Source organism: Williamsia deligens (genome assembly GCF_024171765.1).
GTDB classification, from domain to species: domain Bacteria; phylum Actinomycetota; class Actinomycetes; order Mycobacteriales; family Mycobacteriaceae; genus Williamsia_A; species Williamsia_A deligens.
This window is the reverse complement of the sequence record NZ_JAMTCI010000002.1, coordinates 591,253-615,961: the sequence shown is the minus strand read 5'-3', so window position 1 is coordinate 615,961 and position 24,709 is coordinate 591,253. Positions and strand designations below refer to the sequence as shown.

General features: G+C 70.9%; 21 protein-coding genes and 1 tRNA gene. 14 read left to right on the top strand and 8 right to left on the bottom strand.

The window, feature by feature from the left end; translation table 11 throughout:
- Positions 1-27: 27 nt before the first annotated feature.
- The 3 genes from LX14_RS17125 to LX14_RS17115 all read right to left on the bottom strand — a co-directional run bounded on the left by LX14_RS17125 (position 28) and on the right by LX14_RS17115 (position 5,544).
- Positions 28-2,046 (bottom strand): maltotransferase domain-containing protein, encoded by a 2,019-nt coding sequence (locus LX14_RS17125; RefSeq protein ID WP_253648522.1) that lies wholly within the window; start codon positions 2,044-2,046, stop codon positions 28-30.
- 94 nt (positions 2,047-2,140) lie between these two features.
- Positions 2,141-4,243 (bottom strand): ATP-dependent DNA helicase, encoded by a 2,103-nt coding sequence (locus LX14_RS17120; RefSeq protein ID WP_253648521.1) that lies wholly within the window; start codon positions 4,241-4,243, stop codon positions 2,141-2,143.
- Positions 4,240-5,544 (bottom strand): nicotinate phosphoribosyltransferase, encoded by a 1,305-nt coding sequence (locus LX14_RS17115; RefSeq protein ID WP_253648597.1) that lies wholly within the window; start codon positions 5,542-5,544, stop codon positions 4,240-4,242. The genes LX14_RS17120 and LX14_RS17115 overlap by 4 nt, the downstream gene beginning before the upstream one ends.
- Before the next feature lie 20 nt (positions 5,545-5,564).
- On the opposite strand from LX14_RS17115, the gene clpS reads away from it, so the two are divergent.
- The 8 genes from clpS to LX14_RS17075 all read left to right on the top strand — a co-directional run bounded on the left by clpS (position 5,565) and on the right by LX14_RS17075 (position 11,447).
- Positions 5,565-5,948, top strand: coding sequence for an ATP-dependent Clp protease adapter ClpS (gene clpS / locus LX14_RS17110; protein WP_253648520.1), 384 nt, complete (start codon positions 5,565-5,567; stop codon positions 5,946-5,948).
- A 4-nt stretch (positions 5,949-5,952) separates the two neighbouring features.
- A complete protein-coding gene (gene aosR / locus LX14_RS17105; RefSeq protein WP_253648519.1) occupies positions 5,953-6,540 on the top strand; it encodes an oxidative stress transcriptional regulator AosR in 588 nt (195 codons plus the stop codon).
- A complete protein-coding gene (locus tag LX14_RS17100; RefSeq protein ID WP_253648518.1) occupies positions 6,537-7,613 on the top strand; it encodes a P1 family peptidase in 1,077 nt (358 codons plus the stop codon). The genes aosR and LX14_RS17100 overlap by 4 nt, the downstream gene beginning before the upstream one ends.
- A 92-nt stretch (positions 7,614-7,705) precedes the next feature.
- Positions 7,706-8,356: a rhomboid family intramembrane serine protease gene (locus LX14_RS17095; RefSeq protein ID WP_253648517.1), complete on the top strand. Its 651-nt coding sequence runs from the start codon at positions 7,706-7,708 to the stop codon at positions 8,354-8,356.
- A complete protein-coding gene (murI, locus tag LX14_RS17090; protein ID WP_253648516.1) occupies positions 8,353-9,162 on the top strand; it encodes a glutamate racemase in 810 nt (269 codons plus the stop codon). The genes LX14_RS17095 and murI overlap by 4 nt, the downstream gene beginning before the upstream one ends.
- Positions 9,163-9,231: 69 nt before the next feature.
- Positions 9,232-9,993: a cyclic nucleotide-degrading phosphodiesterase gene (locus LX14_RS17085; RefSeq protein WP_253648515.1), complete on the top strand. Its 762-nt coding sequence runs from the start codon at positions 9,232-9,234 to the stop codon at positions 9,991-9,993.
- Positions 9,994-10,050: 57 nt separating this feature from the next.
- Positions 10,051-10,800, top strand: a complete 750-nt coding sequence (gene rph / locus LX14_RS17080; RefSeq protein ID WP_253648514.1) for a ribonuclease PH — start codon at positions 10,051-10,053, stop codon at positions 10,798-10,800.
- The gene (locus LX14_RS17075) at positions 10,797-11,447 is read left to right on the top strand and encodes a non-canonical purine NTP pyrophosphatase (RefSeq protein ID WP_253648513.1); all 651 of its coding nucleotides are present in this window, start codon (positions 10,797-10,799) and stop codon (positions 11,445-11,447) included. Before rph ends, LX14_RS17075 begins: the two co-directional genes overlap by 4 nt.
- A gap of 100 nt (positions 11,448-11,547) precedes the next feature.
- Here LX14_RS17075 and LX14_RS17070 read toward each other — a convergent pair whose 3' ends face one another.
- Together LX14_RS17070 and LX14_RS17065 are read right to left on the bottom strand one after the other, a co-directional pair.
- Complete coding sequence (locus tag LX14_RS17070) at positions 11,548-11,877, bottom strand: DUF3817 domain-containing protein (protein WP_253648596.1); 330 nt, start codon at positions 11,875-11,877, stop codon at positions 11,548-11,550.
- Between the two features lie 67 nt (positions 11,878-11,944).
- Positions 11,945-12,346: a transcriptional regulator gene (locus LX14_RS17065; protein WP_253648512.1), complete on the bottom strand. Its 402-nt coding sequence runs from the start codon at positions 12,344-12,346 to the stop codon at positions 11,945-11,947.
- 61 nt (positions 12,347-12,407) lie between these two features.
- Here LX14_RS17065 and LX14_RS17060 point away from each other — a divergent pair.
- The 3 genes from LX14_RS17060 (at position 12,408) to LX14_RS17050 (ending at position 15,052) form a co-directional block, all read left to right on the top strand.
- Positions 12,408-12,489: transfer RNA gene (locus LX14_RS17060), tRNA-Leu, on the top strand.
- 148 nt (positions 12,490-12,637) lie between these two features.
- Complete coding sequence (locus LX14_RS17055; RefSeq protein WP_253648511.1) at positions 12,638-14,143, top strand: flavin-containing monooxygenase; 1,506 nt, start codon at positions 12,638-12,640, stop codon at positions 14,141-14,143.
- A gap of 9 nt (positions 14,144-14,152) precedes the next feature.
- Positions 14,153-15,052, top strand: coding sequence for an alpha/beta fold hydrolase (locus tag LX14_RS17050; protein ID WP_253648510.1), 900 nt, complete (start codon positions 14,153-14,155; stop codon positions 15,050-15,052).
- Positions 15,053-15,073: 21 nt separating this feature from the next.
- Here the strand turns inward: LX14_RS17050 and LX14_RS17045 are convergent, their stop codons facing one another.
- Positions 15,074-15,394 (bottom strand): putative quinol monooxygenase, encoded by a 321-nt coding sequence (locus LX14_RS17045; protein WP_253648509.1) that lies wholly within the window; start codon positions 15,392-15,394, stop codon positions 15,074-15,076.
- A gap of 104 nt (positions 15,395-15,498) precedes the next feature.
- Positions 15,499-17,286 (bottom strand): AMP-dependent synthetase/ligase, encoded by a 1,788-nt coding sequence (locus LX14_RS17040; protein WP_253648508.1) that lies wholly within the window; start codon positions 17,284-17,286, stop codon positions 15,499-15,501.
- Positions 17,287-17,692: 406 nt separating this feature from the next.
- On the opposite strand from LX14_RS17040, the gene LX14_RS17035 reads away from it, so the two are divergent.
- From LX14_RS17035 to LX14_RS17025, 3 genes are all read left to right on the top strand, one after another.
- Complete coding sequence (locus tag LX14_RS17035) at positions 17,693-19,390, top strand: DEAD/DEAH box helicase (RefSeq protein ID WP_253648595.1); 1,698 nt, start codon at positions 17,693-17,695, stop codon at positions 19,388-19,390.
- Positions 19,391-19,525: 135 nt separating this feature from the next.
- On the top strand, positions 19,526-19,858 hold the full coding sequence (locus LX14_RS17030; RefSeq protein WP_253648507.1) for a rhodanese-like domain-containing protein: 333 nt from the start codon (positions 19,526-19,528) through the stop codon (positions 19,856-19,858).
- A gap of 180 nt (positions 19,859-20,038) precedes the next feature.
- Positions 20,039-24,211, top strand: coding sequence for a PDDEXK-like endonuclease domain-containing protein (locus LX14_RS17025; RefSeq protein WP_253648506.1), 4,173 nt, complete (start codon positions 20,039-20,041; stop codon positions 24,209-24,211).
- Between the two features lie 50 nt (positions 24,212-24,261).
- Here the strand turns inward: LX14_RS17025 and LX14_RS17020 are convergent, their stop codons facing one another.
- Positions 24,262-24,678: an HIT family protein gene (locus LX14_RS17020; protein ID WP_253648505.1), complete on the bottom strand. Its 417-nt coding sequence runs from the start codon at positions 24,676-24,678 to the stop codon at positions 24,262-24,264.
- Positions 24,679-24,709 lie beyond the last annotated feature (31 nt).

The following is a 24,709-nucleotide window of genomic DNA, read 5'->3' as shown; positions in this document are numbered from 1 at the left end:
CCGGGCGGGGTGCTGTGTCGGGCGGGGTCACGGGGTCGCCTCCTGGGACGGCAGTCGGTGGGCGAGGCGGGTCGCCGTCGCGCGGTCCACCGGCGGCAGCGCGACGATGTGGGCGACCGCGCGCCACGGCTCGAGGCGAACGTAGTTCGCCTGGCCCCAGTGGAAGTGCTCCCCGGTCACCTCGTCGATCCCCGAGAACCGGTCGTTCCAGTCCTGGCCGATCGACGGCATGTCGAGCCACACCGTGGACTCCTCGGCGCCGAACGGGTTGAGGTTCACCACGACCACCACCCGGTCACCCGTGACCGGGTCGACCTTGGAGTAGGCGATGATCGCGTCGTTCTCGACGTGGTGGAAGGTGATGCAGCGCAACTGTTGCAGCGCAGGGTGGCGGCGACGGATCTCGTTGAGCGAGGTGATCCACGGCTCCAGCGAGTCGCCCCGCGACGCCGCCGCCTTGTAGTCACGGGGCCGCAGCTCGTACTTCTCGGAGTCGAGGTACTCCTCGCTGCCCTCCCGCACCGGACGCGACTCGAAGAGCTCGTATCCGGAGTACACGCCCCAGGTGGGGGCCAGGGTGGCCGCGAGTGCCGCGCGCAGCGCGAACATGCCCGGCCCGCCGGTCTGCAGGCTCTCGTGCAGGATGTCGGGGGTGTTCACGAACAGGTTCGGACGCGCCTCGTCGGCGTGATCGGCGATCTCCCTGCCGAACTCGGTGAGCTCCCACTTGGCGGTGCGCCACGTGAAATACGTGTAGCTCTGGGTGAACCCGAGCTTGGCCAGACCGTAGAGACGCGCCGGCCGGGTGAACGCCTCGGAGAGGAACAGCACGTCGCGGTCGCGCTTCTTCACCTCGGCGATCAGCCACTCCCAGAAGTCCGGCGGCTTGGTGTGCGGGTTGTCGACCCGGAAGATCTTGACCCCCACCGACACCCAGTGCAGGACGACGCCGAGCACGGCGCGGTAGATCCCGGCGCGGTCGTTGTCGAAGTTGACCGGGTAGATGTCCTGGTACTTCTTCGGCGGGTTCTCCGCGTACGCGATGGAGCCGTCGGGCAGGACCGTGAACCACTCGGGGTGCTCGATCGCCCAGGGGTGGTCCGGCGCGCACTGCAGGGCGAGGTCGATCGCCACCTCCATGTCGAGTTCCCGTGCGCGCGAGAGGAACCAGCGGAAGTCCTCGAGGGTCCCCAGCTCGGGGTGGATCGCGTCGTGGCCACCCTCGTCCGAGCCGATCGCCCACGGTGAACCGGGATCGTCGGGCCCGGGGGTGAGCGTGTTGTTCGGTCCCTTGCGGTTGACCTTGCCGATCGGGTGGATGGGTGGCAGGTAGACCACGTCGAAGCCCATCTCCGCGATACGGGGGAGATCGGCGGCGGCGGTGAGGAAGGTGCCGTGGACCGGACGACCCTCGTCGTCCCACCCCCCGGTGGAGCGGGGGAACATCTCGTACCAGGACCCGAACAGCGCGCGGGCACGGTCCACCCACACCCGGTGGGACCGGCCCTTCGTGAGCAGCTCCCGGACGGGGTTGTCGGCGAGAACCGCCGCCACCTCGGGGGACAGCGCCGGACGGACGCGGATCGCGAGGTCCCGGTCGTCACGCAGCGAGGCCGCGGCGTCGTCGAGGAGTCGACGGTCGGAGGGCGGCACCCCCTCGGCGGCCCGGGTGAGCAGGCGGGCGCCGATCTCGAGGTCGTTGGCCAGCTCGTCGGCACCCTGTCCGGCGTCGAGCTTGGCGGTGACCGCGTGATGCCAGGTGGCGTACGGATCGCTCCACGCGTCGATGCGGAACGTCCAGTACCCGACCTCGGTGGGGACGAACCCCGCGTTCCAGGTGTCGGGTTCGTGCGCGCGCACCATCGGCGTCTCGATCGCCGACGCCCGGCCGGGCCCGTCGACGTGCAGGGTGGCGGCGACGGCGTCGTGGCCTTCGCGCCAGACCGTCGCGCTCACCGGGACGAACTCGCCGACAACGGCTTTCGCGGCGAACTGCCCGTTGGTGATCACCGGGGCGACGTCGTCGATGCCGATACGTCCGATCACGCGGTCGTCCACCTCTCTGCCGGGGGACGCGTGGGGCCACGCGTCGGGGGAGTCGTCTCAACCGTAGGGGATCGACGCGGTCGGTGGTGGCCGGTCAGACGCTGGACCGGTCCCCGAGCCGCGCGAGCGCGGCACGGACCTTCGCGGGGTCGGTGGTCTGCCAGTACGGCGGCAGGGATGCCCGCAGGAAGCCGCCGTAGCGGGCGGTCGCCAGACGGGGGTCGAGCACGGCGATCACCCCGCGGTCGGCGGTGCTGCGCAGCAGACGGCCCGTTCCCTGGGCCAGCAGCAGTGCGGCGTGGTGTGCGGCCACCGCGAGGAAGCCGTTGCCGCCCCGGGCCGCCACCGCACTCTGACGCGCGACGAGCAGCGGGTCGTCGGGACGCGGGAACGGGATGCGGTCGATGAGCACCAGCGACAGCGACGGGCCGGGCACGTCGACGCCCTGCCACAGCGACAGCGTCCCGAACAGGCAGGTCGCCTCGTCGTCGGCGAATCGTTGCACCAGCTGACCGGTCGGCGCGTCACCCTGGCACAGCACCGGCAGCGAGATCCGCTCGCGGACCGCCGCCGCAGCCTCCTTCGCACCCCGCGTCGACGAGAACAGGCCGAGCGTGCGGCCCCCGGCAGCCTCGATGAGGGCGACCATCTCGTCGAGAGTCGACGACGACATCCCCGCACGCCCCGGTGGGTCGAGGTGGGTGGCGATGTAGAGGATGCCGGCCTTCGCGTGGTCGAACGGGGAGCCCACGTCGAGGCCGGTCCACCGGACGGAGGCGCCGTCGGACGGAACCGGCTTGCCCGACGCCGTGAGGTCGGACAGGGCGTACACCGACTCGTCGGTCCCGGCGGGGCCGGAGGTGGGCGCCGTCGGCGGGACGGTCTCGGCGGCGCTGCGACCGGCGATGGGCAGACCCCAGGTCGCCGCGAGCGCGTCGAAGTTGCCGCCGATGGTGAGCGTGGCCGAGGTGAGGACGGCGGTGGCGTCGGCGAACAGCGAGGACCGCAGCAGGCCGCCGACCGACAGCGGCGCCACCCGCAGCACGCGGCGACGGTCGTCCTTGACGGCGTCCTCGTCGACCCAGACCACGTCCCGTCGTCGGGACTCGTCGGGCTCGTCGAACGCGCCCAGGATGCGCACGGCGGTGTCGTGGGCCTCGTCGAGCCCGGTGATGGCGGCCGACCGCGCGGCCGCGGCGGCGGAGTCGGTGCCGGACTGCGCCGGGCCGATCGCCGAGCGGGTCCGCCACAACCGGTCGCGGATCGCGGCGAACACCGCCGCCGCCCCGTCGGGCAGGCGGGTCCACCGTCCCGGGGAGGTCTCGTCGAGCAGTCGCGCGAGCAGTTCGCCCGCACCGGCGACGTCGTCGGCGAGTTCCTCGTCGACGAGCTTGCCGCAACGGCGGGCGAGCATCCCGAGCGTCGCCGGGGCCATCTCGGCCGTGGCCACCGAGGTGATCCGGTCGACGAGTTCGTGGGCCTCGTCGACGATGACCACGCTGTGCTCGGGCAGCACGTTGAACCCGCTGATGGCGTCGATCGCCAGCAAAGCGTGGTTGGTGACGACGACGTCGGCGTGCCCAGCGCGTCCGCGCGCCTTCTCGGCGAAGCAGTCGGCGCCGTAGGTGCAGGAACTCGCGCCGAGGCACTCCCGGGCGGAGACGCTGACCTGGCGCCACGACCGGTCGATGACCGCCGTCGGCAGGTCGTCGCGGTCGCCGGTCTCGGTGTCGCTCACCCACTCCCGCAGACGCACCACCTCACGGCCGACGCGCGAGGAGGTGAAGGGGTCGAACAGCTCACCCGTCTCCTCCTGCGCCTCCCCGGAGTGGATCTTGTTCAGACACACGTAGTTCGCGCGGCCCTTGAGGATCGCGAACACCGGTTCGCGGCCCAGGGGCTTCGTGAGCGCCTTCGCCAGGCGGGGGAGGTCGCGGTCGACGAGCTGTCGTTGCAGCGCGATCGTCGCCGTCGAGACCACCACCGTGGACCCCGAGTCGACGGCGTGGCGGAGCGCGGGGACGAGATAGGCCAGCGACTTGCCCGTGCCCGTGCCGGCCTGCACGGCGAGGTGCTCACCGGTGTCGATGGCGTTCGCCACGGCGGTGGCCATCGCGAGCTGACCGTCGCGGCGTGTCCCGCCCAGCGCGGACACCGCGTCGGCGAGGAGGTCGCCGACGCCGGGGATCGCGCTCACGGGAGGACGTACCGGGTGGGGATCGCGGGGTCGCCCGACGACAGGCCGAGTCCCTCCCACGGCAGGCTGACCAGGGCGTCGGCCAGGTGTGTGCGGCTGTCGGTCAGCGTGGGGAGACCCGCGACGGGCTCGCCGTCCCGGATGAGCGGGATCTGCAGCGGCGTGGTGGTCAGCCCGGGCACCGCGGGCACCTCCGCACCGGCCGCGTAGACGATCTCCTCGACGATGGTCCCGGTCGGTCGCGCCGACCGGACCGCCGACTTGGCGCCGCCCCGCGACTCCTTGTGACTGGCCCGCTTGGCCACCCCGATCCCGTCGACCTCGACGAGCTTGTAGACCATCCCGGCCGTCGGCGCGCCGCTCCCGGTCACGAGCTGGGTACCCACGCCGTAGGCGTCGACGGGTTCGGCGCGCAGGGCGGCGATGCCGTACTCGTCGAGGTCGCCGGAGACGACGATCCGCGTCCGGTCGGCGCCGAGGGAGTCGAGCTGGGCGCGGACCTGGCGGGCCAGGACGCCGAGGTCGCCGCTGTCGATGCGGACGCCACCGAGGTCGGTGCCCGCCACCTCGACGGCGGTCGCGACGCCGCGGGTGATGTCGTAGGTGTCCACGAGCAGCGTCGTCCCGACACCGAGCGCGTCGATCTGGGCGGCGAACGCTGCGGCCTCGTCGGGCCCGTCCGGCCCGGTGTGCAGGAGGGTGAACGAGTGGGCGCTGGTGCCGGCGCCGGGCACCCCGTAGCGCCGGGTGGCCTCCAGGTTGGACGTGCTGGACATGCCCGCGAGATATGCGGCGCGGGCGCAGGCGACCGCGGCCGACTCGTGCGTGCGGCGCGAGCCCATCTCGATGATCGGTCGTCCCGCCGCGGCAGTGACCATGCGTGCGCCCGCGGAGGCGATCGCGCTGTCGTGGTTGAGGATCGACAGGATCAGCGTCTCGAGGACCACGGCCTCGGCGAACGTCGCCCGGACGGTGAGGATCGGTGAGCCGGGGAAGAAGAGCTCACCCTCCCGGTAGCCGTCGATCGACCCGGTGAAGCGGTAGTCGCCGAGCCAGGTGAGGGTGTCGGGGTCGACCACGCCGCGCAGGGACGCGAGTTCGTCGATGCCGAAACGGAAGCCCGCGAGGGCCTCGACGAGACGCCCGGTGCCCGCGACGACGCCGTACCTGCGACCGTCGGGGAGTCGGCGGGCGAACACCTCGAACGTGCAGGGGCGTTGCGCCGAGCCGTCCCGGAGTGCGGCCGAGACCATCGTGAGCTCGTACCGGTCGGTGAACAGAGCCGTGTTCTCGATGCTCACCATCACCTACCCTTGTGGCCATGCGCGGACTGAGGCCGACCGCGGGCGCCCGCTCCGAGACGTCCCGACGGTCGCGCGGCGCCGTCGTCGTGGCCGACGGACGGCATGAGGCTACCCCGGGTGGGGCCGCTGTCGCCGACCCCGACACGGCTGACTCCGACACCTCCGACGACCGTCCCTGGATGACCATCGTCTGGGACGACCCGGTCAACCTCATGCGCTACGTCACCTACGTGTTCCAGAAGATCTTCGGCTACTCCGAGGCGAAGGCGGCGGAGCTGATGATGCAGGTGCACACCGAGGGCAAAGCCGTCGTCTCGAGCGGCGATCGCGACAAGGTGGAGATCGACGTACGGAAACTGCACGCGGCCGGTCTGTGGGCGACGATGCAGCGCGACGGCTGAGACGGTGCAGAACTGGAAGCGGCGTGGCCGCGGGGAGTCGTTGCGGATCACCAGTCGGGTGGACGCCCACGAGAGCGAACTGATCTCGTCGCTGGTGTCGTCGATGACCGAGCTCCTCGACGAGCGCGCGTCGACCGCCCCCGACGACGAGCTCGCCGCGATGACGGGCATCCCGGTGGGGCACTCGTCGGCACCGCAGGACGCCACGCTCGGACGGCTGCTCCCCGATTTCCACCGGCCCGACCAGGACCGCCACCTCGGGGCGGACGCCGTCACCGGCGACCTCAACGGTGCCCTGCGCAGCGTGCACGAACCGCACATCCTCGCCGCGAAGTCCCAGGCGCTGCACACGGTCCTCGAGACGCTCCCGTCCGGCGGCGGCGACATCTCGCTGACGCGGGTACAGGCCGAGCAGTGGTTGACGGCCGTCAACGACGTGCGTCTGGCCCTCGGGGCGATGCTGGGTGTCACCGAGTCAACCCCCGACCACCTCCCGCCCGACGACCCGCAGGCAGCCCACCTCGACGTCTATCACTGGTTGACCGTGGTGCAGGAACTGCTGGTGGTCGCGGTCATGGGCGCCTCGCGGTGACCACCGCCCGCGGGTCGATCACCGACGTCGTGGGCATCGCTGTCGGGCATGCGCAGCGCGTCGACCCCGACGTCGTCGTCGCGACCCCCGACGTCCCGGGATCGGGATGGGCCACCGGGGTGACCGTGGTGACGGTGCCGGAGGGGTCGGTGGCCGCGATCGACGTGCGCGGGGGCGGACCCGGGACGCGCGAGACCGACCTCCTCGACCCGTCGAACAGCGTGCAGACGGTGCACGCGATCGTCCTCACGGGCGGGAGCGCCTACGGACTCGCGGCCGCCGACGGGGTGATGCTCGCGCTGGAGGAGCGCGGTGTCGGACTGTCCATGGACGGCAGGGGAGGTGTGGTCCCGATCGTGCCCGCGGCGGTCGTCTTCGACCTCCCCGTGGGCTGGTGGCGAGATCGGCCTGACGCCGCGATGGGACGGGCGGCGCTGCTCGCGGCCGGTGGGGACGTCGCGCGGGGCTCGGTGGGCGCCGGCGCCGGGGCGCGGGCGGGGGTTCTCAAGGGGGGTGTCGGCACCGCGTCGACGACGGTCGATCTCGGTGACGGAGTCCATGTCACCGTCGGCGCGGTGATGGTTGCCAACCCGGTCGGTGACGTCGTCGACCCGCGCACCGGACTGCCGTGGGATGCAGCGCCGGACGAACTCCGGCTCCATGAACTCACGACACCGACAGCGACCGACATCGACGCACTGCGGGACCTGCGGTCGAAGGCGACGGTGCTGAACACGACGATCGGCGTCGTCGCCACCGACGCCCGACTCGATCCCGCGACCACCCGTCGGATCGCGATCGCGGCCCACGACGGTCTCGCGCACGCCATCCGTCCCGTGCACTCCCCGCTCGACGGCGACACGGTGTTCGCCGTCGCGACCGGTGCGGTGGAGTTGCCCGACGACCCCCGGGTGCCGTCGGGGATGTCGCCGACGGTCGGGGCGCTGGCGCGTCTGGGCGCCGCGGCCGCCGACGTCACCCGCCGCGCGATCGTCGACGCCGTGGTCAGCGCGACCGGCGTGGCCGACATCCCGGCCTACCGGGACGCCCTGCCGTCGGCGTTCGACGGCTGACAGCCCGGTCTCGCAGCGTCGGTATCCTCGGGTGACCCGACCCGAGGAGTGCGACGGACATGTTTCCCCCCGGATCGCCCCACGACGGGTCGATGACCACCCGTGGCGGCACGGCTGCCGTGCCGAGCGCCGCCGGCGGTGCGCAGCCGCGCCGGGTCCTGTGGATCCGATCGGCCGTCGTCATCGCGCTGGTGATCGGGGTGCTCTACCTCGTCGAGGCGTTCGACGCCGCGGCGGACAACCGCCTCGACGACGACGGCATCCACCCCCGTGACACCGACCGGTGGTGGGGGATCCTCACCTCGCCGTTCCTGCACGCCGGCTTCGACCACCTGACCTCGAATGCGGTCCCCGCCGCGGTCCTGGGTTTCCTGCTCCTTCTGGCCCGACGGTTCGTGATCACGACCCTTGTCGTGTGGGCCTTCTCCGGGATCGGTGTGTTCCTGTTCGGGCCGGCCACCTCCGTGACCATCGGGGCGTCGGGGATCATCTTCGGCTGGCTGGCGTTCCTGCTCGTCCGCGGACTGTTCAACCGCTCGCCGGCACAGATCGGGATCGGGGTGCTGCTGCTCCTCGTCTACGGCTCGGTCCTCTGGGGAGTGCTGCCCGGTCAGCCGCAGGTGTCCTGGCAGGCGCACCTGTTCGGCGCGGTCGGCGGCGTCGTCGCCGCATGGGCGCTGGCAGGGCGTGACCGCCGCCGCCGCGCCGCGGCCCCATCGCCGCTCGTCGAGCCCCGCCGGTGAGCGACGTCGACCCCCGCCACGACGCACCGATCGGCATCTTCGACTCCGGCGTCGGCGGTCTGACGGTCGCGCGTGCCATCGTCGACCAACTCCCCGACGAGGACATCGTCTACGTCGGGGACACTGCGAACGGGCCCTATGGACCGCTACGCATCCCCGAGGTCCGGCGGCACGCGCTTGCCGTCGGCGACGACCTCGCGGCACGGGACGTCAAGGTCATGGTCATCGCCTGCAACACCGCGTCGGCGGCATGTCTGCGGGACGCCCGCGAGCGCTATCCCGTCCCGGTTGTCGAGGTGATCCTGCCCGCGGTCCGCCGCGCCGTCGCCACCACGCGGACCGGACGGATCGGGGTGATCGGGACCGCGGCGACGATCGCGTCCCGCGCGTACGACGACGCGTTCGCCGCCGCGACGGGCGTCGAGCTGACCACGGTCGCCTGCCCGCGGTTCGTGGACTTCGTCGAGCGGGGCATCACCTCGGGTCGACAGATCCTCGGGCTCGCGCAGGGATACCTCGAGCCGTTGCAGCAGGCCCGCGTCGACACCGTCGTCCTGGGATGCACGCACTACCCGCTGCTGTCCGGCGTCATCCAGCTCGCCATGGGCGACGAGGTCACCCTGGTGTCCAGTGCCGAGGAGACGGCCAAGGACGTCCTGCGAGTCCTCACCGAGAACGACACGCTGCGACCGCACACCGGCCGACCCGCTCGGCGCGAGTTCACCGCCACCGGCGATCCGGCGTCCTTCGCCCGCCTGTCGGCGCGGTTCCTCGGACCCGCGGTGGGCGCCGTCCACCACGTCTGACCACACCTCGTCCGAGTGACGGCCCGGGGTTGATCGCTGTGGTGCGCGTCACGTGGCACAGTGAACGGCATGCGAGTGACCGTTCTGGGGAGCTCGGGCAGCGTGATCGGGCCCGAGAGTGCGGCATCGGGATATCTGCTGACGGTCGACGGCCACCAGCCGGTGGTCCTCGACTTCGGGCCGGGGGTCCTGGGGGCGTTGCAACGGGTCCACGACCCGAACGACGTCACCGTGATGCTGAGTCATCTGCACGCCGACCACTGCCTGGATCTGCCGGGCCTGCTCGTCTGGCGGCGATATCACCCGGTGCCCGCCTCGGTGCGTGTTCCCCTCTGGGGACCGCAGGGGACCGGTGCGCGCATCGGCGCCGCCTCGTCGGAGTACGCGGGTCAGATCGACGACATCACCGACACGTTCGACGTGCACCACTGGGCGGAGGGCGAGCCCGTCGAGCTCGGCCCCCTGACGGTGGTCCCCACGCGCGTCGCGCACCCGCCGGAGACGTACGGGATGCGCATCACCGACCCCGACGGGCGTGTCCTCGCGTTCAGCGGTGACACCGCCGAGTGCGACGCCGTGGTGGACCTCGCCCGGGACGCGGACGTCTTCCTGTGCGAGGCGTCGTGGACGCATGCTCCCGACGAGCGGCCCCCGGGCCTGCACCTGTCGGGCACCGAGGCCGGCCGTATCGCGACGAAGGCCGGGGTGTGGTCGCTGGTGCTCACCCACATCCCGCCGTGGACGTCCGTCGACGACGTCGTCGCCGAGGCGACCGCCGAGTTCGCCGGACCGATCGACGTGGCCCGTCCCGGACGGGTTTTCGACGTCTGACCGCGCTGCCGGTGATCCGACACCGCCCGCGTGCCGGGGATCGTTAGAGTTGGCCGCGTGAGCAGACGAGCAGACGGCCGCGCCGACGACGAGATGCGCCCCATCCGCATCACCCGGGGCTTCACCGACCACCCCGCCGGATCGGTTCTCGTCGAGTTCGGCAAGACGCGCGTGATGTGCACGGCCAGCGTCGAGGAAGGTGTCCCGCGCTGGCGGCGCGGCTCCGGTCTCGGGTGGCTGACCGCCGAGTACGCGATGCTCCCCGCCGCCACCCACTCCCGGTCGCAGCGCGAGTCGGTCAAGGGCAAGGTCGGCGGCCGGACGCAGGAGATCAGTCGCCTCATCGGTCGATCGCTGCGCGCCTGCATCGACCTGGCGGCGTTGGGGGAGAACACGATCGCTCTCGACTGTGACGTCCTGCAGGCCGACGGGGGCACCCGTACCGCGGCGATCACCGGCGCCTACGTCGCCCTCGTCGACGCCGTCGCGCTGCTGAACGAGCGCAACCTCCTCGCCGACCCCCAGCCCATCTCCTGCGCCATCGCCGCGGTGAGCGTCGGTGTGGTGGACGGCCGCGTGCGTCTCGACCTCCCCTACGAGGAGGACTCCCGCGCAGAGGTCGACATGAACGTCGTCACCACCGACGCGGGGACCCTCGTGGAGATCCAGGGCACCGGTGAGGGGGCCACCTTCTCGCGGGCGACCCTGGACAAGATGCTCGACATGGCCGCTCTGGGCACCGACCGCCTCTTCGACGCGCAGCGCGAGGCGCTCGGTGCGCCGTTGCCGACCGCCCCCGGCGTGTGACCACCCCCGCCGCGACCACCCTGCTCGTCGCGAGCCGCAACGCGAAGAAGCTGACCGAGCTGCGCCGTCTCGTCGCGTCCGAGGGCATCTCGGGTGTGCACATCGTCGGGCTCGACGAGGTCCCGCCGTTCCCGGAGACGCCGGAGACGGGTGCGACGTTCGAGGAGAACGCCCTCGTCAAGGCCGTCGACGGCTGCGCCGCCACGGGTTTCGCGTGTCTCGCCGACGACTCCGGTCTCGAGGTCGACGCCCTGCGGGGCATGCCCGGAGTGCTCAGCGCGCGCTGGGCGGGACGTCACGGCGACGACGAGGCCAACCTGCGACTGCTGCTCGGCCAGATGTCCGATGTGCCCGCCGAGCGGCGCGGCGCGGCGTTCGTCTCCGCCTGTGCGCTCGTCACGCCTGCAGGCGGACAGCATGTGGTGCGTGGGGAGTGGCGCGGGCGGATCGTCGACGGTCCTCTGGGCGACAACGGTTTCGGGTACGACCCGATCTTCGTCCCCGACGACGACGAGCTGTCCGGCGGATCGGTCGCCGGGCGTACCGCGGCCCAGCTCTCACCCGCCGAGAAGGACGCTCTCAGCCATCGCTCCCGGGCGCTCGTCCATCTGCTCCCGGTTCTGCGCGAGCTGGGTGCGGGGTCCTGACGACCGCCTCCACGCGACTGCATCGGTCAGACGCGACCGCATCGGACAGACGCGACCGGTGTGACGGTCGCGCGACGCAGAACCGGTCGCGGGAACCGGGTCACACGTCGAACTGGGCGCGGACCTCGCGGGTGCGGATGTGCTCGACATAGAACGACAGGAACGGGATCGTGCCCGCGATGAGGGTGACGACGGTCTTCCCGATCGGCCACCGCACGCGGATCGACAGGTCGATCGCCATGATCAGGTACACGAAGTACACCCAGCCGTGAACGATCGGGACGAAGTCCAGTGAGTCGACGCCGAACCCGTACTTGAGGATCAGCTCGACCACGAGCAGCAGCAGCCACAGACCGGTCACCCAGGCCAGCACCCGATAGCGCAGCAGCGCGCCACGGATCTTCGTCGCCGCAGCCGGTGTGGCGGCCACGGGAGCTTGCTTCGTCGTGGGGTCGGGGCTCGTCACGTGTTCTCCTGCATCGCTGGTGCGCCGACGGTCATGCGTGGTCCCGTCGGGCGAGTTCGGACAGATACCGGTTGTACTCGGCGTGGGCGCGGTCCTCCGGGGTGGCGTCGTCGTCGAGGGTGATGGTCACCGGGGTCGAGGCCGGCCGCTGGGGGAGGACGTCGGCCGGGACCTCGATCGCACCGTGCGCGCGTGGATCCATCTTCGCCACCTCGTCGGGGTCGCTCTCGAGGACGACGAACCGGCGGTAGGCGTAGACGACGAAGGCGGCGAACGCGGGCCACTGCAGCGCATAGCCCAGGTTCTGCCCGGTCCCCGACGTCGACTCGAAGCGGGTCCACTGCCACCACGCCAGACCGAGACACACCAGGAACGCCACGATCACCAGCACGATGAGTGCGGGTCGGTGGCGTCGGCGAGCTGCGGTGGTCACGCGACGACGGTACCGCGCACCGAGTCCGGGCTGGTCAACCGAGTAAGGTGGCGCTGCACACGCGCGAGTGGCGGAACTGGCAGACGCGCTGGATTTAGGTTCCAGTGGGGCAACCCGTGGGAGTTCGAGTCTCCTCTTGCGCACCCGTTCTCACTGCATGCACCGAGGACGCCACCACACTTGTGGCGCGTCCCAACGACGACGCGAGCATGCACCCGCTCGCGCACCCCCGTGTCAGGCTCGCGGCACCTGCCGCATCGGCGGCGTGAGGCGCGAGATCAGGGGGAGTCGGTGTCAGCCATCGAGGTCGAGGTCGCCATCGTGGGTGCCGGGCTGTCCGGCATCGGGGCGGCGCACCATGCGCGTCAGGCCGTCGGCGACAGCCTCGTGGTGCTCGAGGCCCGGGACCGCATCGGCGGCACGTGGGATCTCTTCCGGTACCCGGGTGTGCGGTGCGACTCGGACATGCAGAGCCTCAGCTACCGCCACAACCGCTGGACCGACTCCGATTCGATCGTGTCGGGTGCTCGGATCCGTGACTACATCGAGGCGACCGCTCGGCGCGACGGGACCCTCGACAACATCCGGTTCGGGCACCGCGTGACCGACGCGGACTTCGACACCGCGACAGCGCGGTGGACGGTGCGGGCGAGCGTCGACGGTCAGGACGACCCGGTGGTCGTCCGGGCGCGCTTCCTCTACCTGTGCACGGGCTACTACGACTACGACCGGGGTCACCAGCCCCTCATCCCCGGACTCGAGGACTTCGACGGGCCGGTGGTGCACCCCCAGCACTGGCCCGCCGACCTCGACCACTCGGGGCGACGCGTCGTCGTCGTCGGCAGCGGCGCCACCGCGATCACGCTGGTCCCGGCGCTGGCGCGGACTGCCGGCCACGTCACGATGCTGCAGCGGTCGCCGACCTACGTGATGTCGTTCCCCAGCCGGGACAGTGCCGACGAGCGACTCGCGCGGCTCATCGGACGGCGCGCCGCCTCCGCGATCACCCGCGCCAAGAACGTCGCCATCGACACCGCGCTGTATCAGGCGTGCCGACGGTGGCCGGACCGCATGCGCGGCGTCATCCGGTCGGAGAACGCCGCACAACTGCCTGACGACTTCGACCTCGACCGGCACTTCACGCCCAGGTACGACCCCTGGGACCAGCGGATGTGTCTCGCGCCCGACGGCGACCTGTTCCGGGTCCTGTCGGACGGATCGGCCTCCATCGTCACCGACACCATCGACCACGTCCGAGCCGACGGGATCGTGACGTCGGCCGGCGAGGTGGTGCCCGCCGACATCGTCGTCACCGCCACCGGCCTGCAGATGCTGGCCTTCGGACGCGTGCGCCTCTCAGTGGACGGCATCGACAAGCCCGTGTCGGACACGCTTTCCTACAAGGGCATGATGCTCAGCGGCCTGCCCAACCTGGTCTTCACCATCGGCTACACCAATGCGTCGTGGACCCTCAAGGCCGACCTGGTGGGGGAACACTTCCGTCGACTGGTGCGCCACATGCGGCGACACGGCCACGACACCTTCGTGCCCGTCGCACCGGCGGACGTCCGCACCGAGCCTCTGCTCGACTGCGAGGCGAACTACATCGTGCGGTCCATCGACACCTTCCCGCGAGCGGGCGGCCGACGACCCTGGCAGCTGGGGATGAACTACTACCACGACGCGCTCATCCTGCGCCGGGGTCGCGTGCTCGACCCCGCACTGCGGTTCGGTTCGGTGGGCGGGGGACGCGAGCGCGCGTCGGTGGCGGTCGGGACGTCCGGGGCCGTCTCCTAAGCTGAGGCGATGAGCAGCGAGGCCCGTCGCATCGACATCGCCCTGCCGGAGCTGCGGTTGTCCGCGCTCACCTGGGGTCCCGACACCGGCACGCTCGCGGTGCTGCTCCACGGATACCCCGACTCGGCCTACACGTGGCGACACCTCGGGCCTGCGCTCGCGGACCGGGGCTTCCGCGTGGTCGCGCCGTTCACCCGCGGATACGCCCCCAGCGAGATCCCCGCCGACGGCGACTACCACGTCGGCGCGCTCATGCACGACGCGGTCGGTGTGCACCACGTACTCGTCGGTGACGAGTCCGCGGTGCTCGTGGGCCACGACTGGGGTGCGGTGACGGCGAACGGCATCGCCGCGTGGCCGAAGTCCCCGTTCGCACGGGTGGTCTCGATGGCCGTGCCGCCGGTGCCCGCGATGACGCGGTCCGTCGCCCCGCCTGCGGAGACCGTCCGCATGCTCGCCCGCCAGGCGCGGATGAGCTGGTACATGGCGTTCAACCAGATGCCCCGTGTCTCGGAGGCATCCCTCGACCGCCTCATCCCGCGCCTGTGGCGCGACTGGTCGCCCGGACACGATCCCAGCGGGGACCTACCGCATGTCTTCGACTCGCTGCCCGACGCCGAGCACCGTCGCGCCGCCCTGGGCTACTACCGAGCGCAGGTGCGTCCGCGACGTCCGCAGGCGCGGTACCGGGAACTGCAGGACTTCTGGCTGAAGAGGCCGCTCGCACCGATGCTCTACCTCCACGGCGCGGACGACGGATGCATGCAGGTGGGGTACACCGCGGCCGTCGACGATGTCCTGCCGGACGGCAGTGCTGTCGAGATCGTCTCCGACGCAGGACATTTCCTGCAGGTGGAACGGCCCGCCGAGGTCAACCGGTTGGTGCTCGACTTCCTCGGCGGGCCCTGACGCACCCCTCGTGGCGGGTCGTCAGTCGACCTGCATCTCGCCCATCGGTCCCCAGCCGTCGGCGCCGATCTTCTCGCTGATGATCGTCGGCGTGTGGGCGAGGTACTGCGGGAGCTCGTCGACGGCTTTCCTGAAGTGGTCGCTGGTGACGTGCGCCTCGGCGGCGTCGTCGGCGAAGCCCTCGGTCAGCACGTACTCGTTCGGGTCGTCGAGACCGCGCGACCAGTCGAAGAACAGGTTCCCCTCCTCGCCGCGGGTGCTCGCGGTGAAGTCGGCGACCAGCTCCGGCCAGGCGTCGGCGTGCTCGGGCTTCACGGGGAACCGGACGACGATGAAGATCACGGGGACGGCTCCTGCCGGACGGGGCGGGACGGCGCTCAGGCCGCCCGCCGGAGGACGTACGAACACCACCGAGGTGGGCGCCCGACGGCACCCACCTCGACGGGTCACTTCGTGTAGAGCTTCTCGATCTCGTCGCCGTGCGCCTCGTGGATCACGTTGCGCTTGAGCTTCATCGTCGGCGTGATCTCACCGGACTCGATGGTGAAATCGGAGTCGAGGACGGTGAACTTCTTGATCTGCTCGGCCTTCGACACCCTCGTGTTGGCCTGCTTGACCGCCTCGTCGAACTCGGCGCGCAGGTCTTCGTTGGTCGCGAGCTCCGAGATGGGGGTGTCGGCGGGCAGCGAGTGCCGGTCGAGCCACCCGGGGACCGACTCCGCGTCGATCGTGATGAGCGCGGCGATGAACGGCTTGTTGTCGCCGACCACGAGGCACTGGCTGACCATCGGATGGGCGCGGATCGCGTCCTCCAGCGGGGCGGGGGAGACGTTCTTGCCACCGGCGGTGACGATGAGTTCCTTCTTGCGCCCGGTGATCCGCAGGAAGTCGTCCTCGAGGGTGCCGATGTCGCCGGTGCGGAACCACTCGCCGTCGAACGTGTCGCGGGTGGCCTCCTCGTTGTGCCAGTAGCCGGAGAAGACCATCGGACCCTTGAGCAGGATCTCCCCGTCGTCGGCGATCTTCACCGCACCGCCGGCGACCGGACGACCGACGGTGCCGATGCGCTGCGCCCCGGGGGCGTTGACGGTGACGGCCGCGGTGGTCTCGGTGAGTCCGTAGCCCTCGTAGACCGGGACGCCGATGCCGCGGAAGAAGTGGCCCAGCCGCTCACCGAGCGGGGCGCCACCGGAGATCGCGTCCTCGCACTGTCCGCCGAGCGCAGCGCGCAGCTTCGAGTAGACGAGCTTGTCGAACACGGTGTGCTTGGCCTTGAGTGCGAGACCGGGCGAGCCCTTCTCGAGGGCCTTCGAGTACTCGATCGCGGTGTCGGCCGCGCGGTCGAAGATCTTGCCCTTGCCGCCGTCGTAGGCCTTCTGCTTGGCGCTGTTGTAGACCTTCTCAAACACGCGCGGCACCGACAGGATGTAGCTGGGCTGGAACTTCTCGAAGTCGGTCAACAGGTTCGCGATGTCGTTCGTGTGGCCGAGCACGACGCCGCTCTCGATCGCACCCACGGCCACCATCCGCGCGAACACGTGCGCCAGCGGGAGGAACAGCAGGGTCGAGCGGCCCTCGGCCATGACGTGGCCCAGCGTCTTGCGGACGCTGTGGCACTCGCCCAGGAAGTTGGCGTGCGTCAGGGCGACGCCCTTGGGGTTGCCGGTGGTGCCGGAGGTGTAGATCAGCGTCGCCATGTCCGAGGCGTGCATGCCCGCGCGGCGGCGATCGAGCTCGGCGTCGTCGACCGAGGCGCCGCGGGCACCGAGGACACCCAGGATGTCGTCGTCGATGACGAGGGTCTCGCGCAGCCCGGCGGCGTCGACGACGGCCTTGTGCTGCTCGTGCTGCTTCGTCGACTCGACGAGCAGGACCGTCGTGCCGGAGTCGGTGAGGATGTACTTCACCTGGTCGGACGCGGAGGTCTCGTAGATCGCGACCGTGGCACCGCCCGCGCGCCAGATGGCGTAGTCGAGCACTGTCCACTCGTAGCGGGTGGAGGACAGGATGGCGACGCGGTCGCCGGCCTCGACGCCGGAGGCGATGAGGCCCTTGGCGGTGGCATCGACCTGATCGGCGAACTCCCGCGCGGTGACGTCGGTCCACACACCGTCCACGCGGCGGCGGAAGAGCTTCATCGACCCGCGCTCGTCGCGCAGTCGGATCGGGCAGTCGACGATGATCGTGTCGTCGTCCACGACGATCTCGTGGGGACTGGTCGCTGCTGCGGTCACTGGGGGAGCCTCCGATCGATGGATGCCGTCCGCCGGAGAAACGGCCAATCCGGTCGCGACGACAGTGTGATCCAGATTACCCGGAGGCGGGGCTGCGACGACCGTAGCAACAGCGGATGAAACGTATCGGTCCGGGTGTGTCATCGACAGGCCGTGTCGCGGTGTCATGGATGTCACCGTCGGGGCACTCTCGCGGATACGTCCGGGCGCCCGGTCGGCGTCTAGAGTGCTACGGGCAGGTCGGACACGCTCACCGGGGGACGCGGGCAACGGTTCGACACGATCGAATCGACGGCCGTCAGGGCCGAGAACAGCGGAGTGAGACGTGGACGGCAGTGGTTCAGGCAGTGGCGACGAGAACACCTCGGGCGGTGACTCGCACGGATCCGGTGCCCCCGACACCGGGGTGACGTTCGCCGACCTCGACATCGCGTTCCCGGTTCTGCGGGCGCTCGAGGACGTCGGGTACGAGAGCCCGTCGCCGATCCAGGCCGAGACCATCCCGCCTCTCATGCAGGGTCGCGACGTGGTCGGTCTCGCGCAGACGGGCACCGGCAAGACCGCAGCCTTCGCGATCCCGGTGCTGTCGCGGATCAGCACCGACGGCAAGGCCCCGCGTGCGCTCGTCCTCGCGCCGACCCGTGAGCTCGCCCTGCAGGTGTCCGAGGCGTTCGGCAAGTACGCATCCCACCTGCCCGACGTGCGCGTCCTCCCGATCTACGGCGGCCAGTCCTACACGGTGCAGCTCTCGGGCCTGCGGCGTGGCGCCCAGATCGTCGTCGGCACACCGGGTCGCGTCATCGACCACCTCGACAAGGGCACGCTCGACCTGTCGCAGCTGGAGTTCCTGGTCCTCGACGAGGCCGACGAGATGCTGACGATGGGGTTCGCCGAGGACGTCGAGCGGATCCTGTCCGACACCCCCGACTCGAAGCAGGTCGCGCTGTTCAGCGCGACCATGCCCAGCTCCATCCGACGCCTGGCGCAGAAGTACCTGAAGCAGCCGGTCGAGATCACCGTCAAGTCCAAGACCGCGACGGCGCAGAACATCACGCAGCGCTACCTGCAGGTCTCGCACCAGCGCAAGCTCGACGCGTTGACGCGGGTGCTGGAGGTCGAGCAGTTCGACGCGATGATCGTGTTCGTCCGCACCAAGTCGGCGACGGAGGAACTGGCCGAGAAGCTGCGAGCGCGCGGGTTCTCCGCCGTCGCCATCAACGGTGACATCGCGCAGGCGCAACGCGAGCGCACCATCAGCGCCCTGAAGAAGGGTTCGGTCGACATCCTCGTCGCCACCGACGTCGCGGCGCGCGGCCTCGACGTGGACCGGATCAGTCACGTCGTGAACTACGACATCCCGCACGACACCGAGTCCTACGTCCACCGGATCGGCCGGACCGGACGCGCGGGACGGTCCGGCAACGCCCTGCTGTTCGTCTCGCCCCGGGAGCGGCACATGCTCCGGTCCATCGAGCGGGCGACCCGCCAGCCCCTCACCGAGATCAGCCTGCCCAGCGTCGACGACGTCAACGCGCAGCGCGTCGCCAAGTTCGGGGAGTCGATCACCGAGAACCTCGCGTCGGACAACCTCGACACCTTCCGCAAGCTGGTCGAGGACTACGCCCGTGACAACGACGTGGCGATGGCCGACATAGCGGCGGCACTGGCGCTCGAGACCCGCGACGGCGGTTTCTTCCTCACCCCCGACCCGCCCGCCGGGGAGCGCCCGCAGCGCGGCGATCGGCCGGAGCGCCCCCGCCGGGAGGGACAGCCTCGCTTCGCGACCTACCGGATCGCAGTCGGCCGGCGTGATCGCGTGACACCAGGCGCGATCGTCGGTGCCATCGCGAACGAGGGCGGCCTGACGCGCGCGGACTTCGGCAACATCAGCATCCGCGACGACTACAGCCTCGTGGAACTGCCCGACGACCTCGCCCGCGACACCCTCGAGACCCTGCGGCGGACGCGGATCTCGAACAAGCCCATCAACATCGGCCCCGACCAGGGTCCGCCGAGGCAGCGGTCGTCGGGTCGCGGCGGTCGGTTCGACGGCCCCGGGCGGCGCGGCGCCCCCAAGGTCGCCGGTCGCGGCGCGAAGCGCTGATCCGGGTTCGCACGCCTCGGCGACACCCGTCGCGGATCACGGCGCCGTAACACGCGGCACGCGTGGGACGACTCCCTGGTGAGAGGTGGCGTCTCGGACGCCATGACAATCGCTATACGAGGACCGGTGGACCACATGACCGTGGTGGATCGCATCTCGGCGGCCGAGGCCGTCGAACACACCCACGAGGGACACGCCGTGGTCCTCGACACCCGCCCGCAGGTGGCGCGGCACCAGGGATCGCTCCCCGGTGCGGTGGTGGTGGAGCCGTCGGACCTCGAGGACGCCCTCGCCCCGACCTCGCCACGACGGATGTCGTGCGTGGCCGACCTCGACACCGAGATCGCCGTGGTGTCGGTGCGCGCCCAGGCGCGCCGTGTCGCCGAACGCATCGCCGAACTCGGTTACACCAACGTCCGATGGGTCGACGGCGGGTATCCGGAGTTCCGGTCGGCGCTGCTCGCCTGAGGACGCCGGTCCCGCGCCCCGGACGCTCCCGACGCCTCGTCGTGTCGTGGTCCGTGCATTGCGTCCGACAACCGTTCACCAGGTAGCGTTCTACCTGCTCGGGTGGAGTGTCGACCTGAGCTCGACCTCGAGGGAGAACGTCGACCTCGACGCAGGAGTGGCGCGGGCGAAGAGGACCTGATGACCGAAGCGATGTCCGGGGACGACCGACGGGGCCGAGTGCTCCGTCTGTTGCAGTTCCTGCACGAGCTCGTCGCGGCCCGGTCCACCGTGGTCCGCGACGTCGGTGACCATCCGTCGGTCCTCTGGCTCGGCGACGAGTGGAACCTCCCGGTGAAGTCCGGCGCCGCCCCCGGCGGCGTGGTCGTCGAGGTGCGGTCCACCGGCCCGACCGCCGATGCCTACGCCCAGGCCGCAGCGATGCTCGACGACCTCGCGGAGCGGCCCGAATCTCTCGAGATCGTCCTCGCGCAGGGTCTGCTGACCGTGACCGACCCCTCCGAACCCGACACCGAACCGACCCTCGACGAGCACCTCATCACCCAGGCCGTGGTGGCCGAGCACGACCACACCGCGGGTGTCGTGACGGTCCGGCTCGCCGGCGACTCGGTGCCCCGACTGCACGACGGCCACCTCCTGACCGGACTCGACGGTTTCGACCTCGGTCGGTCCGCCGCGATCGCCGACCGCCTGGCCACGGTCGCGTCGGCGGTGGCGCCGGGCGTCGACGAGATCCTGGCGTCGTGGCGGTCCACGGTGGCCGGTGACGCCGAGGGTGTCTCGGTGTCCCCGCGGCCGGCGCTCGTCCTGCGGGACCGCGGTTCGAGTGCTGTCCTCGCCTACTACGAGACGATGATGGCGTCCCTGCGGGACTCCTCCGCCGACATCCCGATCGGCCTCGCCCAGCTGGTGGAGCCGATCGAGGCACCCGAACGGCTCGAGCGACTCGCCGCGAGCGGCGCGATGTCGGCCGGTGAGCTCGTCGAGGACGCGCTGTACCCACTGCCGTCGAACGTCGAACAGCGCGACATCCTCGCGCAGCTCGGCGTCGACTCCGGCGTCGTCGTCGAGGGTCCCCCGGGGACGGGCAAGACCCACACCATCGCCAACCTGATGTCGGCGTTGCTGGCGAAGGGCCAGCGGGTGCTCGTCGTCAGCGAGAAGGCGCAGGCCCTGCAGGTCCTCCGTGACAAGCTGCCGCCCGAGCTGCGTGAGCTGGCGGTCGCCATCACCGACGTGACCAAGGACGGGTCCGCCTCCCTGGCGGAGAGCGTCTCGGCGATCGCCGCGCGCAAGGGCTCCTTCCAGTCGCGAGTCGCCACCTCGGAGATCAAGAACCTGCGCTCCAAGCGCGATCAGGCCCGCGCGAAGCGTGAGCAGACACTGCGGGAGATCTGGCAGCTGCGCGAGTCCGAGACCGAGAAGCACGAGTGGGTGGCCCCCGGCTACAGCGGCACCGCGGCGCAGATCGTGCGGGCGTGCCAGGCCGTCGAGGACCGCTTCGACTGGCTGCCGGGACCGCTCGACTCGGTCCTGCCCCCACTCGACACCGACGAGATGTCGCGGCTGCTGACCCTGCTGCGCGAGCGCGACGACACGTGGGCGCAGCGGTTGGGGCAGAACCTCCCGGACCTCGAGAACCATCTGCCGGACTCGGTCGACCTCGACGCGATCTGCGCGCGACTCCGCGCTCAACCGCACGAGAAGATGACCGGCAACGGCTCCCTGCTCGCCATCCTGGCCGATGTCGACAGCGCCCGCCTGTCGGCCATCAAGGAGCGGTGCGATCGCCTGGCCGCCGCTGTGCGCGAGGTGCGCACCTTCGACGCGCCGATGCAGGAGATGACCGAGCGCCTGTTGTCGGGATCGGCTGCCTACCTGTGGAACCGGGTCACCCAGATCTCTGCCGTGATCGACGAGGCGACCCGACGTGACGCCGAGATCGGTACCCACGACGTCGTCGTCGAGCCCGTCGTCCCCGGTGCCGCGGCCGTGTTCGACGAGGCCGCGCAGTACCTGCGCTCCGGCGGCGTGTGGCGCTCGCGCTTCCGCAAATCGCCTCAGCAGCGGGCCGTGGAGGCGTTGGGCGTGACCGCGACGGTCGACGGCCGCCCGGCCACCGACGCCGCGTCGGTCCAGATGGTCGCCGATCACCTCGGCGTCCTGGAGAACGTCGCCACCGTGCAGGCGGTGCTCGCCGATGTCGAGGTCTCCGTGGACACCTCGGGGTCGCGGTCGGCGCAACTGGGTCGACTCGTGTCGCTCGACTCCCAGCTGGGCTGGATCTCCGAGCTGCTCACCGGACGGGATGCCCTCATCCGACAGCTGGAGGCGATCAGTCCGGGTGGCCCGCGCCCCAAGGGGATCGACGAGGTCGAGGAGGTCGCGCGTCAGACCGGTGCGATCGCGGCGACCAACGACGGTGTCCTCGCGCGCCGCGAACTCGAGGAGTGCGCGCGCAGCCTCGCCGCCGAGACCGACCAGGGGCCGTCGGTCGAGGGTGACGCGCTCATCGCCGCGCTGACCGCCGGTGACATCGATGCCATCAAGGACGCGCGGCGGGCGTTCACGACCGCCCGAGCGGAACGCGACCGGCAGGGCGCGTTGGACCTGCTCGAGTTGCGGCTCAAGCAGAAGGCGCCCGAGCTGCACCGGGTGTTGACCGAGACCGCCGACGACCCGGCGTGGGATGCGCGGCTGCGCGACCTCGGCGACGCGTGGTCGTGGCGGCGCGCGTACGCATGGGCACAGGACCGCAGCGATCCCGACCGGGAGGCGCGCCTGGCCGCCGACCTCGACGCGGTCGAGGCCGACATCGCCCACTTCACCGCGGGACTCGCCGCCGCCGCCGCGTGGCGAGAGTGCCTGGAGCAGATGACGGTCACCCAGGTGCAGGCGCTGCAGTCCTACCGGGACCACATCACCAACCTGGGCAAGGGATCCGGCAAGCACGCCGAGCGGTTCCGCACCGCGGCGCGGTCGGCGATGACGCAGGCGCAGGGCGCCGTGCCCGCGTGGATCATGCCGATCTCCCAGGTGTTGTCGTCGATCGCCCCCGAGCAGAACTCGTTCGACGTCGTCATCGTCGACGAGGCGTCCCAGGCCGACATCACCAGCCTGTTCCTGCTGTGGCTCGCCCCGCGCGTCATCGTCGTCGGTGACGACCGGCAGTGTGCCCCCGGCGGTTTCGCGGGAGCCGGGCTCGACGACGTCTTCACCAAACTCGACTCCTACCTGCACGACGTGCCGCAGTACATGCGGGACAGCCTCACCCCGCGGTCGAGTCTGTTCTCCATGCTGCGCACCCGGTTCGGTCACGTCGTGCGGCTGCGGGAGCACTTCCGGTCGATGCCCGAGATCATCGAGTACTCGTCGCGCCAGTTCTACCCGGATTCGCCGTTGGTCCCCGTGCGCCAGTTCGGCGCGGACCGCCTCCCGCCGTTGCGATCGGTGTACGTGTCCGACGCCGTGGCGACCGGTGACGGCTCGGCGCTGACCAATCTCGACGAGGCCGATGCGCTGGTGGCGCAGGTGGTCGAGTGCATCGGCGACGAGCGGTACGACGGTCTCACGTTCGGTGTCGTGGTCCTGCAGGGCCAGCGCCAGGTCGACGTCATCACCCAGAAGCTGCGGTCGGCGATCAGCGTGCAGGAGTGGCACGACCGTCTCCTCCGGGTCGGCACCCCACCGGACTTCCAGGGCGACGAACGCCACGTCGTGTTCCTGTCGATGGTGGTCTCCACCGACCGCAACCCGGTCTCGTTGACCCGCAGCGAATCCCAGCGACGCTTCAACGTGGCCGCGTCGCGTGCCATGGAGCAGCTGTGGCTGTTCCACTCGGTGACGTCGGACGACCTGCGCGGCAACGACCTCCGCTACTCGCTGCTCACCTACCTCGAGCGCACGCAGAAGGCCCTCGTCGATCCGATGCCGGCCGACGTGGGGATCGACGAGCGGCGGGAACCGTTCGAGAGTCTCTTCGAGCAGCGCATCTTCTGCGATGTCCGCGACCGCGGGTACCACGTCAACCCCAAGGTGTCGGTGAACAACCGCGTCATCGACCTCGTGGTGACCGGGTCCGACGGCCGGCTGGCCGTCGAGTGCGACGGAGACGAGTTCACGAGCACCCCGGAACAGGCGCGGGCCGACATGGAACGCGAGCGCGAGCTGCGACGGTGCGGCTGGCGGTTCTGGCGCGTCCGGGAGTCGGAGTACCTGCTGGACCCGGACCGGGCGCTGGCGGGCCTGTGGTCCGAGCTCGACGCGCGCGGTGTGCGTCCCGAGGCTGTGACCACCGGGGACGGTGTCGCCGTCGCCGAGCCCTGGGAACCGATCGACCTCGGCAGCGAGTAGTCACACCGCCGAGCCGGGGGCGGCGTCGGCATCCCGGCCCGTGACCGCGCTCAGGAAGAGATGGCTGCCCGGATGGCCGCCGCGGTGGCGTCCGGATCGGGGTCGCGCCGGGTCACGAAACCCTTCGCGAACGACAACCGGTCCCCATGGTGTCGCGGCACGACGTGCATGTGCGTGTGGAACACGGTCTGGAACGCCGCCCGGCCGTCGTTGAGGACCAGGTTGACGCCGTCGGCGGCGATGCTCGACCGGCGCAGGGCTGCGGCCACGCGGCTCGCGCCGGCGAAGACCGCGGCGCCGTCCGCGGCCGGGAGGCCGGCCAGATCCGGGGTGTGGGACCGGGGGATGACCAGTGTGTGACCGGGTTTGACGGGCCGGATGTCGAGAAACGCCACCACGTCGTCGTCGGCGTAGACCTGTCGGGACGGTGCGACGCCGGCGACGATCGAGCAGAAGACGCAGTCCATGGCGCTCACAGTACGAACCCGTCGGGGTCGT